General features: G+C 43.1%; 14 protein-coding genes. All 14 read left to right on the top strand.

Features of this window, described 5'->3' with window-relative positions; all coding sequences use genetic code 11:
- Positions 1 to 47: 47 nt before the first annotated feature.
- Complete coding sequence (gene pcrA / locus HMPREF1521_RS01985) at positions 48 to 2,237, top strand: DNA helicase PcrA (protein WP_038115181.1); 2,190 nt, start codon at positions 48 to 50, stop codon at positions 2,235 to 2,237.
- A 93-nt stretch (positions 2,238 to 2,330) separates the two neighbouring features.
- Positions 2,331 to 4,328, top strand: a complete 1,998-nt coding sequence (gene ligA / locus HMPREF1521_RS01980) for an NAD-dependent DNA ligase LigA (RefSeq protein ID WP_038115179.1) — start codon at positions 2,331 to 2,333, stop codon at positions 4,326 to 4,328.
- Positions 4,329 to 4,388: 60 nt separating this feature from the next.
- Complete coding sequence (gene gatC, locus HMPREF1521_RS01975; protein ID WP_038115177.1) at positions 4,389 to 4,679, top strand: Asp-tRNA(Asn)/Glu-tRNA(Gln) amidotransferase subunit GatC; 291 nt, start codon at positions 4,389 to 4,391, stop codon at positions 4,677 to 4,679.
- An 11-nt stretch (positions 4,680 to 4,690) separates the two neighbouring features.
- Positions 4,691 to 6,151 carry an Asp-tRNA(Asn)/Glu-tRNA(Gln) amidotransferase subunit GatA gene (gatA, locus tag HMPREF1521_RS01970; protein WP_038115175.1) on the top strand — a complete coding sequence of 487 codons (1,461 nt, stop codon included), beginning with the start codon at positions 4,691 to 4,693 and terminating at the stop codon, positions 6,149 to 6,151.
- Positions 6,148 to 7,596, top strand: coding sequence for an Asp-tRNA(Asn)/Glu-tRNA(Gln) amidotransferase subunit GatB (gene gatB / locus HMPREF1521_RS01965; RefSeq protein ID WP_038115173.1), 1,449 nt, complete (start codon positions 6,148 to 6,150; stop codon positions 7,594 to 7,596). Before gatA ends, gatB begins: the two co-directional genes overlap by 4 nt.
- A 172-nt stretch (positions 7,597 to 7,768) precedes the next feature.
- Positions 7,769 to 8,179: a hypothetical protein gene (locus HMPREF1521_RS01960; RefSeq protein ID WP_038115171.1), complete on the top strand. Its 411-nt coding sequence runs from the start codon at positions 7,769 to 7,771 to the stop codon at positions 8,177 to 8,179.
- Between the two features lie 58 nt (positions 8,180 to 8,237).
- Entirely contained in the window at positions 8,238 to 9,986 is a 1,749-nt protein-coding gene (locus tag HMPREF1521_RS01955; protein WP_038115169.1) for a B12-binding domain-containing radical SAM protein, read from the top strand.
- Positions 9,987 to 10,068: 82 nt separating this feature from the next.
- The gene (locus tag HMPREF1521_RS01950) at positions 10,069 to 11,034 is read left to right on the top strand and encodes a TIGR01212 family radical SAM protein (protein WP_038115167.1); all 966 of its coding nucleotides are present in this window, start codon (positions 10,069 to 10,071) and stop codon (positions 11,032 to 11,034) included.
- An 8-nt stretch (positions 11,035 to 11,042) separates the two neighbouring features.
- Positions 11,043 to 12,062 carry a PhoH family protein gene (locus HMPREF1521_RS01945; protein ID WP_051435730.1) on the top strand — a complete coding sequence of 340 codons (1,020 nt, stop codon included), beginning with the start codon at positions 11,043 to 11,045 and terminating at the stop codon, positions 12,060 to 12,062.
- 2 nt (positions 12,063 to 12,064) lie between these two features.
- Positions 12,065 to 12,541 (top strand): rRNA maturation RNase YbeY, encoded by a 477-nt coding sequence (ybeY, locus tag HMPREF1521_RS01940; protein WP_038115165.1) that lies wholly within the window; start codon positions 12,065 to 12,067, stop codon positions 12,539 to 12,541.
- Positions 12,534 to 13,433 (top strand): GTPase Era, encoded by a 900-nt coding sequence (era, locus tag HMPREF1521_RS01935; protein ID WP_038115164.1) that lies wholly within the window; start codon positions 12,534 to 12,536, stop codon positions 13,431 to 13,433. The genes ybeY and era overlap by 8 nt, the downstream gene beginning before the upstream one ends.
- A gap of 134 nt (positions 13,434 to 13,567) precedes the next feature.
- The gene (locus tag HMPREF1521_RS01930; RefSeq protein ID WP_038115162.1) at positions 13,568 to 14,899 is read left to right on the top strand and encodes a hemolysin family protein; all 1,332 of its coding nucleotides are present in this window, start codon (positions 13,568 to 13,570) and stop codon (positions 14,897 to 14,899) included.
- Positions 14,886 to 15,593: a DNA repair protein RecO gene (locus tag HMPREF1521_RS01925; protein ID WP_038115160.1), complete on the top strand. Its 708-nt coding sequence runs from the start codon at positions 14,886 to 14,888 to the stop codon at positions 15,591 to 15,593. The genes HMPREF1521_RS01930 and HMPREF1521_RS01925 overlap by 14 nt, the downstream gene beginning before the upstream one ends.
- A gap of 106 nt (positions 15,594 to 15,699) precedes the next feature.
- On the top strand, positions 15,700 to 17,217 hold the full coding sequence (locus tag HMPREF1521_RS01920; RefSeq protein ID WP_038115159.1) for a capsule assembly Wzi family protein: 1,518 nt from the start codon (positions 15,700 to 15,702) through the stop codon (positions 17,215 to 17,217).
- The last annotated feature ends 49 nt before the right edge of the window (positions 17,218 to 17,266 follow it).

Here is a 17,266-nt window from a genome sequence, read left to right as displayed (position 1 = left end):
GAATCTGATTTTAGATCTAATCATTAAGGGCTTTCGGGGGTATTCTGATGAATTCGTTATTAACAGGTTTGAATAAAGAACAACAAAAAGCGGTACAACATACGGAAGGCCCTTTATTGATTCTTGCAGGTGCCGGATCTGGTAAAACAAAAGTGTTAACGGTGCGAATTGCTCACCTATTGGCACAAGGTGTCAATCCTTACGAAATTCTGGCTATTACTTTCACCAATAAGGCGGCTAAGGAAATGAAAAGCCGTGTGGAAGGTCTTGTAGGTGATGTGGCCAATCGTATCTGGCTCAGTACATTTCACAGCTTCTGTGCTAAGTTTTTACGCTTTGAATTAGATAATTTTTTAGGCTATAACAGTAATTTTACGATTTATGATACATCGGACTCTCAGGTTGTTATCAAGGCCGCATTGAAGGCGTTGAACCTTGATGATAAATACTATCCCGTGGGGGCTATGATTGCTGCTATTTCAGATGCGAAGAATAAATTACAGTTCGCATCGGATTACCGTAAACAGGCGTGTGACTTTTACCAACAAAAGGTAGCGGATGTATACGAGTATTATGAACGGGAACTGCGCAAAAATAATGCATTGGATTTTGATGATTTATTGCTCGTAGCTGTTAAATTATTGCAGACAAATGCGGCGGTCCTCGATAAATACAGCAAGCGTTTTCGTTACGTCATGATTGACGAATATCAAGATACGAACCATGCTCAATACTTGTTGGCGTATTTATTATCTTCGTACTGGAAAAATATCGCCGTCGTAGGCGATGCGGATCAGAGTATCTATGCATGGCGCGGGGCGGATATTCAAAATATTCTGGATTTCGAAAAGGATTATCCGAATTGTACATCTATAAAACTGGAACAGAACTACCGATCTACAAAGATTATTCTCGATGCGGCTAATGCGGTTATCGATAATAATGAAGGTCGACCTGAGAAAAATTTGTGGACCGATAAGGTGGACGGGCCTAAAATTCAGCATTTTACGGCTCAATCCGAGCATGAAGAGGCGGCTTTCATCGGCGATACGATCACCAAAAAGCATGATGTTCATGGTGTGCCATATGGAGATATGGCGATTTTATATCGTACAAATGCTCAGTCCCGTGTACTTGAGGAAGCATTAATTAAACGAGCCTTGCCTTATATGATGGTGGGGGGGACAAAGTTCTATGACCGCAAAGAAATTAAGGATGTTTTAGCCTATTTACGGGTTTTATATAATCCCTTCGATGATCTCAGCCTATTGCGGATTATTAACGTTCCAAAGCGAAGTATCGGTGCAACTACGGTATCTAAGTTACAGGAATATGCTCGTGCTAATGGGACATCTCTATTTATGACGTTGACCCAATTACACCTGGTTGATTCTATCAAGGGCAAGACAAAAGAAAAGCTGGAAGAATTCGGCATTCTAATTTTCACGTTGGTCGCTGAAATGGATGATAAATCTGTTTTAGAAATTTTAGAATCTATCTTGGACAGGACCGGGTATCTTGCACAATTAGAGGAAAGTGCGGATCCGCAGGATCAGGCGCGTGCTGAAAATATCGGTGAACTGTTGTCTGTGGCAAAAGACTTTCAGGATACAAATCCCACAGGTACAGTAGAAGATTTCTTGGAGCAGGTCGCCCTTGTAAATGATGTGGATTCCTTTGAACAGGAAGAGTCTAAGGTTACCTTGATGACATTGCATGCCGCTAAAGGTTTGGAGTTTCCTATCGTATTCTTATGTGGCTTAGAAGAAGGACTGTTTCCGCATAGCCGGACGTTGATGAATTCTGATGAAGTTGAAGAGGAACGTCGCCTTGCTTATGTGGGAATTACGAGAGCGGAGAAGGAACTATTCATCTCAAATGCCACAACGCGTACCGTATTTGGTCGTACAAGCAGTTATTTACCATCCCGTTTTATCGATGAGATTCCGGAGGAATTAGTTGATTCATTGCGTGCTAAACGAAAGGTGCCTGACGACATTAAACGTCATGTACCACAGCATATGAGTGTAACCAGTCGTCCCGTAACAAAGCCGATTATTCGAAATGAAGTTATTGCCGATTGGAAGATTGGTGATACCGCAATTCACAGTAAGTGGGGGAACGGTAAGGTTATCGGTGTTGCTGGAGAAGGGGCCGGTATGAAATTGACCATTGAATTTCCGACGCAAGGGGTACGCGTGGTAATGGCGAAGTTCGCACCAGTGAAAAAGGGATAACACCTTTTTTATATAGATTTTTTCAATATAAGAATAACTACATATCATTAAACTTGAAGCAAGCTTATGTAGTTGAACATAAAAGGATAGAGTATGAATCCGAAAGATAGAATAGAAGAATTACAGAAAGAGTTGACTCATGCGCAGTATTTGTACTATGTGAAGGACGCGCCTGTAATGAGTGATTATGAATATGATACAAAATATCGTGAGCTCGTTGATTTGGAAACTGCACATCCCGAATATATTGTGCCGTCGTCTCCGACTCAGCGTGTAGGCATGAAGGTGGAGGGCTCTTTTGAGAAGGTTGTCCACGGTCGTCCCATGTTGAGTTTGTCCAATGTTTTTAATGCTGATGAAGTACGAGGATTCGCTCAGCGTGTAGAAAAGGAATTGGGGCATAAACCGTCCGCTTATGTGGTGGAGCTTAAAATTGACGGTCTCGCTGTGAATTTACATTATCAACACGGTATGTTTGTACGTGCCGTAACTCGTGGTGACGGCCGTGTCGGTGAAGATGTAACGGCTAATGTACGTACCATCAAGTCTATCCCCTTATCTCTTGAAAGTGCACCGGATTTCATAGAAATCCGCGGTGAAGCGTATATGCCTCATAGTGAATTTAAACGCATCAATGAGGAGCGTGATGAGGAAGGCTTGCCAACCTTTGTAAATCCCCGTAATGCCGCTGCAGGTTCCCTGCGTCAACAGGATCCGGCGATTACGGCCAGTCGGAATCTTGCATTTTTCGCTTATGCAATCGGCTCTGAAGAAGGTGCAGGTATTCGTAGTCAAGAGGAACTGTTACACAGTTTGGAGAACTTTAAGTTCTCCGTTAATCCTCATTATCGCGTATGTAAGACAATCGATGAAGTTATTGAAACCATTGAATATTGGAGAGAAAAGCGTCACGAGTTACCATATGATACGGATGGTATGGTTATAAAGGTCAATAGTTTTGATGACCAGGAGATATTAGGTAGTACTGCAAAAGATCCGAAATGGGCTACAGCTTATAAATACCCTCCTGAAGAGGTGGAAACGGTCCTTAAGGATATAACGATTAATGTGGGGCGAACCGGTGTTCTCACGCCGACCGGTGAATTGGAGTCCGTATTCGTATCCGGCACGAATGTGAGTCGTGTCACCTTGCATAATCAGGACTTTATCGATGAAAAAGATATCCGAATCGGAGACCATGTGATGATTCACAAGGCTGCTGAAATCATTCCCGAGGTTATCCGTGTGTTACCTGAAAAACGTACCGGTTCAGAGGTTAAATTTACGATTCCTAGTACATGTCCCGTATGCTCATTTCCTGCGGTTCGACGTGAAGGGGAGGCGGCCGTACGCTGCACAAATAAGCACTGTCCTGCCATTGAAAAGGAGCAAATTATTCATTTCGCATCACGCGACGCTTTGAATATAGACGGCTTAGGGCCGAGTATCATAGAAAATCTGATCAATGCAAAATTGATTACCAATGTAGTTGATTTGTATCATTTGACTGTGGATCAGTTGGTTACGCTGGAACGAATGGGTACGAAGTCGGCGGAGAATCTGGTGAAAGCTATCGCCGATTCTAAAAATCGAGGCCTTGATCGAGTGTTATACGGTTTGGGCATCCGTCTCATCGGAGCAAAGGCGGCAGCTACTATAGCTCATGTGGTCCAATCTATGGATAGGTTTCTTACGATTACGAAGGATGAACTTGTTGCTGTAGAGGAAATCGGGCCTACCATGGCGGACAGTATTGTAGAGTATCGAGAAGATCCTTCGCATATAGAGATTATTGAAGGGTTACGGGCTGCCGGTTTAAAGATGACCGTTGATGTGGCTGAGTCTGCAGGTAATGAAATGGATGGAGAAATCGTTGTATTAACGGGAAAATTGGAATCCATGGGCCGCAGTGAAGCCGGTAAAATCCTTGAGGCCCACGGCGCGAAGGTGACCGGATCCGTTTCGAAGAAAACAACACTTGTCGTGGCAGGGGAAGACAGCGGCAGCAAATTAACGAAGGCTAATGAATTGGGAATTCGCGTCATGAATGAAGATGAATTTCTGGAACTCATAAGGCCTTGGAACGGTTAACACCTTTGAAAATGTAAGCTATATGAATTATAATAATACAATATGAAAGGATGTGTATCGATGAAAATCAGCCAAGAGGAAATTAAGAATATTGCCTTGCTTTCACGATTAGAAGTAAAAGAAGATCATACGGCACATATAGAAAAAGAATTGTCCGACATCTTGTCTTATGTTGCGGAACTAAATGCATTGGAACTAGATGGCGTAGATCCGATGGCCCATGCCGTACCGTTGCAGAACGTATTGAGAGAGGATGAATTAAAGCCGTCTCTCGATCATGATTTAGCATTATCCAATGCGCCGGAAGCAGAGGACGGGTACTTTAAGGTACCTCGTGTCGTACAGGAATAGGAGGTTTTGCAGTGGCAACCATTCATGAATTACATAAGAAATTAGTGAATAAAGAAATCAGTGCCGTTGAATTGACGAAGGCTGTTATCGCTCATAAAGCACAAGTAGAACCGACTGTACATGCGTATCTTTCCGACTCTCATGAACGGGCGCTCGCTATGGCGAAGGCTGTAGATGAAGCTATCTCTAAAGGAGAAGTAATTTCTCCATTGGCCGGGATTCCGGGCGCACTGAAAGATAATATATGTGTAAAAGGAGAGACGACGACGTGTGCATCTAAAATGTTGGAGCACTTCGTGCCTCCTTATAATGCATCTGTTGTGGAACGTCTCGATGCGAATCAGTCCGTTATTCTCGGGAAATTGAATATGGATGAATTCGCTATGGGCGGATCTACGGAAAATTCCGCTTTGGCTAAAACGGTTAATCCCTGGAATAATGACTGTGTACCGGGCGGATCTTCCGGCGGTAGTGCGGCTGCTGTTTCCAGTGGCAGTGCAATTTGGGCTCTCGGTTCCGATACGGGCGGTTCCATCCGTCAACCTGCATCTTTTTGTGGTGTAGTAGGTTTGAAGCCTACCTACGGCAATGTATCTCGTTATGGGCTTATCGCCTTTGCGTCCTCCTTGGATCAGATCGGACCTGTTACGCGGGATGTAACGGATGCCGCCTTGGTATTAAATGCTATTTCCGGGCATGACGCGAAGGATTCCACATCGATTCCTGGGGCGCGTGTAGACTATACGAAGGCCCTTGTAAATGATGTGACTAAGCTTAAAATCGGTGTGCCTAAGGAATTCTTCGGGGACGGTCTAAACAGCGATGTTCTCAAGGCTATGGATGAGGCAATTGATACATACAAGAAATTAGGTGCTGAAATCGTTGAGGTTTCATTACCTAATTCTAAATATGCGTTATCCGCGTATTATATTATCGCTTTGGCTGAGGCAAGTTCCAACCTGGCTCGTTATGACGGCGTAAGCTATGGTATGCGCGTACCGGCGGATAACTTGGTAGATATGTCCACCAAAACTCGTACCGAAGGTTTCGGTCAGGAGGTACAGCGTCGTATTCTCCTTGGTACATATGTATTGAGTTCCGGTTACTATGATGCCTACTATTTGAAAGCCTTGAAAGTACGTCGCTTGATAAAAAACGAACTGGATGAAGCTTTCTCCAAAGTAGATGTATTGTTGACACCTACGGCGCCAAATACGGCATATAAGTTCGGTGAAAAGGTAAATGATCCGTTGGCTATGTACTTAGAGGATATCTGTACGGTACCGGCAAACTTGGCGGGCATTCCGGGTATCAGTATTCCTGCGGGTATGAGCAGCAATAATTTACCGGTTGGGCTACAATTATTGTGCCCTGCTATGGGTGAAGAAACATTGCTTCGCGCGGCTTTCACATTTGAACAAGCCCGTCCGGATTGTCAATTAGTAGCACCGACAGGGGAGGTTTCTCTATGAGCAGTAAATATGAAACGGTCATCGGTTTAGAGGTTCATACAGAGCTTAAGACTAAATCTAAAATCTTCTGTGGTTGCACCACTGAATTCGGCGGTGACCAAAATACACATGTATGTCCGGTGTGTCTAGGTCTACCTGGGGCTATGCCTGTGTTGAATAAAAAGGTCGTGGAATATGCTATTAAGGTAGGTTTAGCATTAAATTGCGATATCCTCCACTTTAATAAATTTGACCGCAAGAATTATTATTATCCGGATTTACCTAAAAATTATCAGACATCTCAATATGACTTGCCGATCTGTCTAAATGGGCACCTGGATATCGAGGTAGACGGTGAAACAAAGCGTATCGGTATCACGCGTATCCATATGGAAGAGGATGCGGGCAAGCTCGTTCATAGCGGGAATACTATTTCCGATTCCAATTTCTCAAATGTTGACTATAACCGTACAGGTGTACCATTGTTGGAAATCGTATCGGAACCTGATATTCGTTCCGGTGCGGAGGCAAAGGCGTACGTTGAAAAACTGCGTTCTATTTTACAATATCTGGAAGTATCCGACGGCCGTATGGAGGAAGGCTCCCTTCGTTGTGACTGTAACGTATCCGTACGACTTCGCGGTGATACTGAATTCGGTACACGTACAGAAACAAAGAACGTCAATTCTTTAACGGGTATTCAAAAAGCTATCGAGTATGAAGCGTTACGTCAGGCTCAGTTGATTGAAGATGGCGGTACTGTGGATCAGGAGACGCGTACATGGGATGATGCTCAGGGTATTACATTGGGAATGCGCAAGAAGGATGCGGAAAATGATTACCGCTATTTCCCGGAACCCGATTTGGTACCGATTGTCATCACTGATGAAGAAATCGAAGCGGCTCGTAAGGCATTGCCTGAGTTGCAGGATGCCAAGATTAACCGCTTCATATCTGAATACGGATTACCACGTGAAGATGCGATTATCCTCACGGTATCCCGTAAGACAGCAGATTATCTTGATGCGACTGTACAGGCCGGTGCGGACCCTAAAACGGTATCCAACTGGATGCTCGGCGATTTGTCCAAGATGATCAATGAAAACGGATTGACTTTTGCTGAATCGAAGGTAAGTCCGGAAAATCTGGCCGGTATGATTGCTCTTATTGAGAAGGGCACAATTTCCGGTAAGATTGCGAAAAAGGTTATCGTGTCCATGTGGGAATCAGGTAAAGATGCGGACACGATCGTTAAAGAAGAAGGGCTCGTACAAATTACCGATACCGGTGCGATTGAAGAGATTGTTAAGCAGGTTATTGCCAATAATCCGCAACCTGTTGCCGATTTTAAAGGCGGTAACGGTAAAGCTATCGGCTTCCTGGTCGGTCAGGTTATGAAGGAATCCAAAGGTCGTGCCAACCCCGGTATGGTTAATGAATTACTTCAAAAATTCTTAAAGGACTAATCTGGAATAGTTTTTTGATATACAGCTTAACAGTTATAACATCCTCTACATACACATGCTATGTATTAATAGACTGTGTAGTAGAGGATGTTTTTGCATGTATATCAGCATTTTATGATATAATACATTGTATAAAATTTATTAATGTTTGTAACCTAAAAAGGATATAATCATGACTGACAGAACAGATAAACGAGAGAAAAATATACATCAAGATGCTGGGCAATATACGGATTCTACAGGATATACACAAAGTGAACCGAATACACGGGTTTTGTCGGATGATGAACGTCGTGATTTTGACGGTGTTACCATCGATGAAGCAGGTGAGTCTGTCCATGTCGAATCTACACCGACCGCTACGGATCAGGAGCGAGCGTACTATGAAGGATATGAGCAATACGGTCCGCGTGTTAAAGTATATCACTTTGGAGGCTCAAACTGGCTCAGTCGCATCATCTTGTTGTTAATACTTGCGGTGGGTTTTGCGGTCATCGTGATTTTCGGTAGTCTTATTTTTACCGTCGTAGGTGCTATCATCCTGATAGGGGCCATCATTTCCTTTATCTTTGGTCTCTTTTAATGATATAATAATTATATTATGACTAGACGGTGGCGAGGCCATTCGATGATGAGGAAATATGAACGTAGTTTTATCGACATTGAATTCAAAATTTATACATTCTTCTTTGGCCTTACGCTATCTTAAGGCCTATGGCAAGGCTCATGGACAGGCATACGATATAGTGGAATACACTATTAATATGCCTGTTTTACATATTCTCAGCGATATAACGGAACGCAATATCGATGTGCTCGGTTTTGCATGCTATATCTGGAATATCGAGATGACATTACATGTGGTGGACATGGTGAAAGCCGTGCGTCCGAATATTAAAATTATCCTCGGCGGCCCCGAGGTATCGTTTACAGCTGATGAAATTCTGGAGCGATGTCCTTCTGTAGACTACGTTGTGCAGGGGGAAGGGGAGGAAGCCTTTTACCATCTGATTAGGGCACTGTCCGATAATCGTGATGGCCTAGAGGAGCCTATTGCCGGCGTACGCGGTCGTCATGTGTCCGGTGCTCTTATGGGATCTACGACAACTGTGGAGGTTAAGGATCTCAGCACTATTCCATTTCCTTATGTAGAGGAGGATATGGTCGATTTGGAGCATAAGATTATTTATTATGAATCGTCTCGTGGCTGTCCGTTTTCCTGCCAATACTGTTTGTCGGGCAATAAAAATACGGTGCGCTTTTTTCCGCAGGAAAGAACGTTTAAAGAGTTACAATGGTTCATCGACCATAATGTCAAGCAGGTAAAATTTGTGGACCGCACCTTTAATTGTGCACCGGCTCATCATAGACCGCTGATGGAATTCATAAAAAATGCTGATACGGAAACGAACTTCCATTTGGAAATGGAACCGGAGCTCATGACGGAATGGGAGACAAGTATCCTGTGTGAAACACCGCCGGGGCGGATTCAAATTGAAGTGGGCGTGCAGAGTACGCATAAGAAGACCTTGGACGCTATCAACCGCTATAATGATTGGCCATATATTCAGACCGCTATTCGGCCGATTATCGAGGCTGGCCGTACACATGTGCACATGGATCTTATCGTAGGGTTACCGTATGAGGATAAAGCTCGCTTTGGGCAATCCTTCAATGATTTGTTCAGCTTGCAGCCTCATGCGTTGCAAATCGGTTTTCTGAAATTGCTGAAAGGCTCCGGTGTACGTCGCATGGATGAATATCATTATGTGAGTGACCCGTTGGCACCCTATGAGGTGTTGAGTACGCATGTATTGCCTTATGAAGATGTACGATTTTTAAAGCACTTTGAAGACGTCTTTGAACGATTCTATAATAGCGAACGCTTTAGGACTGTGTTCTCATATATTGGGGCTAAATTGATCAATGGTCCTGCTGATGCATTTACATATTTTGTGGAAATGACTGAAGCCTGGCTTGCGGCCGGACACCATAAGGTAAATCTGAAGGATATAGACCAGATAGAGTTTCTTTATAGATTTTTCCTTGATCGAAATGATATGATTGCTGCAGAACTATTGCAATATGATACATTGGTGAGCTATCGCGGAAAGGTTCGTAGTGAAGCAGTAGGGCTGCCTAAGCAGACGAAGGAGCTTTTACAAGAAGGGGAGGCATTCTGGCGTAATGAAGAACTGGCATCTCAATATATTCCAAATTACACGTTTAAGGAGTGGCGCAAGATCCGTCAACAATACGTAGAAATGCCTATGTCTAAAGAAACGGCAAACGTACTGGGCATTAGGAATATACAGGATGAACCGCTTACGGTTGTCATCGATGTTAACAAAGAGGTGCCGCCGTTTATACGACCGCATGTTGAGCCTTAATAAAGTGACATCGATAATTTTAAATTTTTATCCCATTGTATAATTGTAAAAAATATTGATAATGTGTACAAACAGGAGTGTCATGACTGATACGACAAGACCGAAGCGATATCGTATGGTATCAAAATTTTATAAGGAACGATATGGTGAAAAGGTATATAAATTACCTGTCGCCTTACCGCTCACATGTCCTAACAGGGACGGTTCCGCCGGTGTAGGCGGATGCACGTTTTGCGGGGAAATCGGTGCGGGGTATGAAAATCTGCCCGCAACTATGACGGTTAAAATGCAGTTAGAGGAGAATATCGCGCATATCGGTCCTAAGTACAAGGCGAAAAAATTTATTCCCTATTACCAGAATTTCAGTAATACCTATTTGGAATTGGCCGCTTTCAAAAGTTATATGGAGCAGGGCTGCATCGATGCGGCTGTAGGTATTGCCATTGCGACGAGACCTGATTGTATTGCTGATGAATATCTGGATATTCTCGCCGATATCAGAGACCGCTTTCACAAGGATATTTATATCGAGCTGGGTTTGCAAACCGTTAATTATGATACATTGGAAAAGATTAATCGCGGTCATGATCTAGCTCAATTTATCGATGCTGTATTACGGATTAAGCGGTATGGATTTAATGTGACCGCTCATATGATTGTTAATCTGCCGTGGGATACGATGCAGGATACGGTGGAAGGGGCTCGCATATTATCAGCCCTCGGGGTCGATCAAGTTAAATTACATGCCTTGTATATCGTTAAGAATACGCTGATGGCGAAATGGTATCAGGAGGGTCGATTTACTTTGATCAGCGCCGAAGAGTATGCTGACCGCGTGGTTAATTTCGTGCGTCATCTGCATCCCGATATCGTGTTGCAGCGTTTAGTAGGACGTGCACCGGAGGATAATACCCTGTTTACCAATTGGTCCATGGGATGGTGGCGTGTACAGGATTTAATAGATGATAAGATGGATGAACTGGATGCCCGACAAGGTGATCTATGTGATTATCTGAATGGTAAGGCGGTTCGTCAGTTTATAGATTAGGAGGTTGTATGAGCGAACAAATCTTTACATTTCCTACATATGACCTAGCTCAGTCGATTTTAGGTCAACATAATCGTTATCTGCATATGATGCTAGATGTCATTACGGCGGATGTAGTGGCTCGCGGCGATACGGTGGTCATCAAAGGCGACGAAGATCAAGTGGCCGCTTTGTATCGCACCTTGGAGGAACTCGTGTTTCTCTATCGAGAGGGCAGTACGATTACGGAATCTCAAGTGCGAATTGCGGCGAAGCTTGTGGCTAATGGCAAAGCGGATGCGGTACATACCATGTTTGAGGATACATTATCCGTAAATATGCGCGGTAAAAATATTACGCCTAAGACGGAAGGTCAGAAATATTATGTGGACAGTATCCGCAAGAATACTATTACATTTGGTATCGGTCCGGCCGGTACAGGTAAAACATTTCTGGCTGTGGCTTTGGCGGCCTTTTATTTAAAGAACCGCAATGTGGATAAAATCATATTGACTCGTCCTGCCGTCGAAGCCGGTGAACGGCTCGGCTTTCTGCCCGGTGAATTGCAAGATAAGGTGGATCCGTATTTACGTCCTTTATATGATGCCTTGCATGAAATGTTCGGAATCGAACAGGTGCAACGATTTATGGAGCGCGGCACCATCGAAGTGGCACCTCTTGCTTATATGCGCGGACGCACGCTTGAAAATGCTTTCGTCATTTTAGATGAGGCTCAAAATACGACGGCGGAACAGATGAAAATGTTTCTGACCCGTTTAGGGAACAATTCTAAAATGGTGGTCAACGGTGATAAAACACAAATCGACTTACCGCCACGGGTTGTGTCGGGCCTCGGTGAGGCGGAAAAGGTATTGCGCCATGTGCCGGGTATCAATATGGTTTACTTTAGTGATCAGGATGTGGTGCGCCATGATTTGGTAGGACGTATTGTGAAAGCCTACGACGCCTATCATGAACAGAAGTCAACTCGGGATGCAGCTAAAGTAATTCCGGTTCAAGATGCTAATAAGGGTATGGTGAAAGAATAAGTATGTATATACATATCAGCTATGACGAAGATATAGAACAAGATTCACGGATTGAGGCGATTATCCGCAAGGTATGTGATGAAGTGAGTCGCGTTTATGGTCTTGAAGAGGATGAGATGAGTATTCTCCTCTGTAATAATGCGAAGATTCATGAACTTAATAATCAATATCGAGGTATTGATAGGCCGACGGATGTTCTCTCTTTCGCCCTTAATGAGGGGGATGACTATGAAGGTAGTGAAGAGGAGCATCATTTATTGGGTGATATGATTATCTCTCTGGAGCGTGCCCGTGAACAGGCTATCGAATACGGTCACAGCTTTGAGAGGGAACTGGCGTACTTAACGACTCATAGTTGTCTGCATATTTTAGGTTATGATCATATGAATGATGAGGACAAAAAGGAAATGAGAACGGAGGAGGAATTCGTTCTCGGTAATCTCGGTTATGTGCGGGAGGATGCACCATACAATGAATAAGAATGAACATTTTAAATCGGGCTTCGTAGCCGTTGTAGGCCGTCCTAATGTGGGAAAATCTACCCTTATAAATGCCCTTATAGGTGATAAGATTGCCATCGTTTCCGATAAGGCGCAAACGACGCGTAATCGCATCATCTGCGTATATACGGATAAATCGAAACAAATCGTCTTCATGGATACGCCGGGTGTGCATAAGCCTAAGCATAAGCTGGGGGAATTCATGGTGGATGCGGCCATCGAATCATTAAAGGAAACGGAAGCGGTCCTCTTCGTGGTGGCCGGCAATGAAAAACGCGGCCCAGGAGATAATTTCATCATAGAACAGCTAAAGCGCGTTACAGTTCCTGTCTTTTTAGTGGTAAATAAAATCGATACATTAAAAAAAGAAGAACTGTTAGAGGCAATCGTGTCTTATCAGGATGCGTATCCATTTGCAGGGGTTATTCCTATTTCCGCAAAGGATAAGGAGAATTTGTCCGAGGTTTTGCGCGTACTGGAAGAAGTCTTGCCCGAAGGCCCTCAATATTTCCCTGAGGATATGATTACGGACCAACCGGAGCGGCTTATCATTTCCGATATTGTGCGGGAAAAAATTCTGCTCGCGACACGCGATGAAATTCCTCATGCCATTGCCGTAGACGTGGATGAAATGAAAACGCGCCCCGATGGTACAATGTATGTACGTGCCACCATTTACTGTGAAAGGGACTCACAAAAGGGCATTATTATCGGAAAACGCGGTGCGCTCTTGAAACAACTTGGTGCAGAGGCACGGGCTGATGTGGAAAAGTTGTTGGCTACAAAGGTATATCTCGACCTTTGGGTTAAGGTTAAAAAGGACTGGCGCAATAAATCCGGTATGTTATCCGAATTAGGATATAAGAAATAATAAACAATAATCGATTGTTTTGATATACTCTATATATAATGTTCTGTAATTAAAATACGAAATCATACATCGCAGTAAAATCGTATTTATAAGTTCGGTGATATCATCATGTGATGATATGGAAAGGATTTTGCATGGATAATGTAGATGGGCTGATACCGTTAGGATTCGGTCTGTTATGTATATTTTTAATTAACTTTTTTGTGGTTGCCAAGTTTTCATTTGCTCGGCTCAGAAAAGAACATGTCGAGGATATGGATATTCTCGCAGAAAGGGACAGGGAATTTCTCTTAAAGTTATATCAAAATCCGGAATACTTTTTGAATACGACCCAGTTTTTAATTCTGTTCTTTATTCTTGCTCTGGCTGGAACGGGGACTTTCGTATTTGACAATGTAGTGGATAGATTGATGTCCTTTCTAAATGTGCAGACCGAGTGGATGCATTTTCTGTTGGATATTCTGTTATTGCTGTTTATCAGCCTTATCGTGCTGATCTTCGGTGAAATTGTACCGAAAGCGTTAGGTTTATCTTTCCCTACAAAATACGTAAATACATATAGTCGTATCGTTGTGGCTGCCGGTCGTCTAGTATATCCTTTCATCTGGATTGCCGGTAAGATTTCCACGGTTATTCTTAAGTTTTATAAAACAAAATATCTTACAGAACTTGATCTGGTGTACACGGAAGAGGAAATTCGCATGATGATTTCCCGCAGTCATGAAGAAGGACAACTAGACCAGGTTGAATCGGAGCTCATCGATAATGTATTTAACTTTGTGGACCGTATGGCTAAAGAGGTTATGGTACCGCGACAAGATGTGGACTGTGTCTTCGTCGAGGACGGCTATGATGAAGCGATGAAGGTGATTCGGTCGACCGTTCATACGAGATATCCTTTGTGTGTAGAGGATAAGGATCACATCATCGGCCTCGTTCATATTAAGGACCTCATGGAGCGTCCTAACCAAGCGAAGAAGGATTTAAGGAACATCAAGCGGGATATTTTAACCGTTCCCGAAGTCATGAAGTTGTCTACCTTGTTGCAATATATGCGTACACGCCGGATCTATTTAGCGGTTGTCGTTGACGAATATGGCGGTATGGTCGGCCTTGTTGGTCTTGAAGATATCATTGAGGAGCTGGTCGGAGATATTCAGGACGAGCATGAACCTCATTTACCGGCAACCATGTCGTATGCGGACGGGTCATTTGAATTTGACGGAAAGGTTCTCGTTGACGAAGTTGAAGAAATAATGAATATTGAGATTGAAGATTCCGATTCAGATACTATCGGCGGATATGTGTTCGGTTTGTTGGAGCGCACGCCAATCGTAGGGGATACGGTAGATGCCAACGGATATACCTTCGAGGTAACACAGATGCAGGGATATCGAATTTCGCGCCTCAAGGTAACGCCGCTTCCTGAAGAGGAACCTGTGGAAGAAGAGCATGAAGAAGCTTAGCGGAGCTTTCAATACACCGGCTATCGTTATCAGTCGAAAAAAGTATAAGCTATATTCTGTTTTTACTTTCATCACGCCGAGCTTAGGTATCATACGGGCATCGTTACCGCATAAACGCCTGCAGAGTATGCGTAACGGTTCCTATTTACGACCTTTCAGCGCCATGTACATTACAGTTGTTCCCTATGGGGAATACGTGAATGTAACACAGATTGACGGATCCTATGTTGTGGAGTCGTTAGATACCAATCTTGAAAATATCGCTTATGCGGCAGTGGCCAGTGAACTTATACAGGAACTTTTTGCGCTGTATGATGCGGATCGCAACGTATTCGATGTAGTGGTAAATTATTCAAAGTCCATTCGACAGCGTAATGTTCGACTGGGAACGATTATGCTGGGATGGCAACTGTTGTCATTGGCCGGTGTTGTGCCTAAGGCACATTATTTTATGAATCGGCAAAATGCCGATGATTTCTGGCGGGAACTTTACACTGTAACACAGATGGGTGTATCTCCGTCAGTAAAAAAAGCATTACCTATACTTTTAAGCTTTCAATGGGGGGATGAGCTGCAGATGGAATTTTCCGGTTCTCTTTGGACCGAACTGGAAAAACTCTTATATGCCTATGCATCTCATGAGATTGGTGAACCCTTGAACAGCGTTATTTTTCTGAATACTATGATAAAATAAAGTGATTTGAATTTGATAGAAATTTTTTAATCAGATTTTAGTTTTTTTTACATTAAAGTGTGTGTGTTCGTTATGTGTAATTAAGTATAGTGAGGAGAGTTATTCCGTGAAAGCAAATAAATTATTGATTACCGCTGCTATTATGACTATGTCATTTGGTTCTGTTTATGCGACACAAATCGTATCGCCAAATATTAATCTCAGTTCAACAACTTACGATATGATTGATGCTTTGCATGCACAAGGATATATTGATACATTACCGACATCAAAACCGTATACGCGTTTACAGGTAGCCCAATGGATTGCAGAGGCTAATAGTAAGGTAGACAGTAATACACCTCAATTCATTCAATCCATGATTTATAATCTTGAATCTGAATATGCCGATGATATGCAGACCTTGGCAACCGGTGAACAGGATTCCAAGATTATTGTTGATTCCGTGAAAGTATCGGTAACATCTACCAATTCACCGGCCTATAATCAAAATCAAGGTGGTTGGACTCGTACCGCCAGTACATATCAACCGTTAAATGGAAATAATAACGGATATACGTATAATCGTGGTACTACGGTAAGTGGCGAAATGAATATTCGCGGTACCGCCGGTAATCATGTGGCGTATGCTGTGACGCCTCGTACCGATTTATTTGCCGGAAATAACAGTGCACGACTTATTAACGGCTATGTTAAAACACATATCGGGGCCGTAGAGGTTCAAGCAGGTAAAGATGAACTCTGGTGGGGCCCGATGTATCAATCATCCCTTAATTTGTCCAATAATATGAATGCTTTAACCGGTGTGAAAGTGACGACAATTAACCCTGTAAAAATAGGTGGCACATTTAGATTTTTGCGATCTGTAAAACCTACATTCGTATATGCAAAATTATCGGATGATAGAAGCGATGTTAAGCATCCGGACTTTTTCGGCGCCCGCATTGAGGTGTCTCCGACTAAACGACTTGTATTGGGTGCCAGTTTGACGTCCATCATGGGTGGTGAAGGTCGTCATTTAAGTTTATCTGATTACGGTCGTTTCTTAACGGGAAAAAATGAATCAGTACGTTCCAAAGATAAGTGGAACAGTATTGCCGGGTATGATATAAAATGGACATTACCATCTATGGAAGTATATGGTATGGTATATGGCGAGGATCAGGCGACAGGATTAGGATTCATACCGAGTCCATCCCGTATTGCGTGGACCGCAGGGGTATACGTTCCGAAAATTGGTAAAAACCACAATTGGAATCTTCGCTTAGAAGGTGGCAAGACAAGTAACTGGTGGTATTCTCATTGGTCATATAGTGATGGCTATGTGCATAAAGGTCACATCATTGGCGACTATATGGGCAACAGCAGTAATCGTTTATACGCTAGACTTGGCCATTGGGATAAGAAGGCAAACCTGACAGCCCTTAATGTGGAATATTTACAGTTAAATCGTGAAGTTAATACTGATGCGACGGCTCTCAATGTATGGCTTGATCACAATCGTAAACTATCTCAAAATTGGTCCCTTGGCGCTAAAATTGGCGTATCCAGACTCCATAATATGACTGAGAAGAAAGATAAAACGGCTTATTTAGTCGGTGTTGATGTAAAGCGTACATTCTAAAGAATGATGGTTAAATTATAGAATTTGGATAATGTAGTATTTAAATGTT

Origin of the sequence: Veillonella sp. AS16, from assembly GCF_000517785.1 — a bacterium.
GTDB classification, from domain to species: domain Bacteria; phylum Bacillota; class Negativicutes; order Veillonellales; family Veillonellaceae; genus Veillonella; species Veillonella denticariosi.
Note: the sequence above shows the minus strand (reverse complement) of the source record. Positions and strands in the feature narration are given on the sequence as shown.

Coding starts and splice junctions, on each gene's coding strand:
- pcrA (WP_038115181.1), top strand. CDS start 48: ATGAATTCGTTATTAACAGGTTTGAATAAAGAACAACAAAAAGCGGTA.
- HMPREF1521_RS01950 (WP_038115167.1), top strand. CDS start 10,069: ATGACTGATACGACAAGACCGAAGCGATATCGTATGGTATCAAAATTT.
- HMPREF1521_RS01945 (WP_051435730.1), top strand. CDS start 11,043: ATGAGCGAACAAATCTTTACATTTCCTACATATGACCTAGCTCAGTCG.
- gatB (WP_038115173.1), top strand. CDS start 6,148: ATGAGCAGTAAATATGAAACGGTCATCGGTTTAGAGGTTCATACAGAG.
- ligA (WP_038115179.1), top strand. CDS start 2,331: ATGAATCCGAAAGATAGAATAGAAGAATTACAGAAAGAGTTGACTCAT.
- HMPREF1521_RS01925 (WP_038115160.1), top strand. CDS start 14,886: ATGAAGAAGCTTAGCGGAGCTTTCAATACACCGGCTATCGTTATCAGT.
- ybeY (WP_038115165.1), top strand. CDS start 12,065: ATGTATATACATATCAGCTATGACGAAGATATAGAACAAGATTCACGG.
- HMPREF1521_RS01930 (WP_038115162.1), top strand. CDS start 13,568: ATGGATAATGTAGATGGGCTGATACCGTTAGGATTCGGTCTGTTATGT.
- HMPREF1521_RS01960 (WP_038115171.1), top strand. CDS start 7,769: ATGACTGACAGAACAGATAAACGAGAGAAAAATATACATCAAGATGCT.
- era (WP_038115164.1), top strand. CDS start 12,534: ATGAATAAGAATGAACATTTTAAATCGGGCTTCGTAGCCGTTGTAGGC.
- gatC (WP_038115177.1), top strand. CDS start 4,389: ATGAAAATCAGCCAAGAGGAAATTAAGAATATTGCCTTGCTTTCACGA.
- HMPREF1521_RS01955 (WP_038115169.1), top strand. CDS start 8,238: ATGAACGTAGTTTTATCGACATTGAATTCAAAATTTATACATTCTTCT.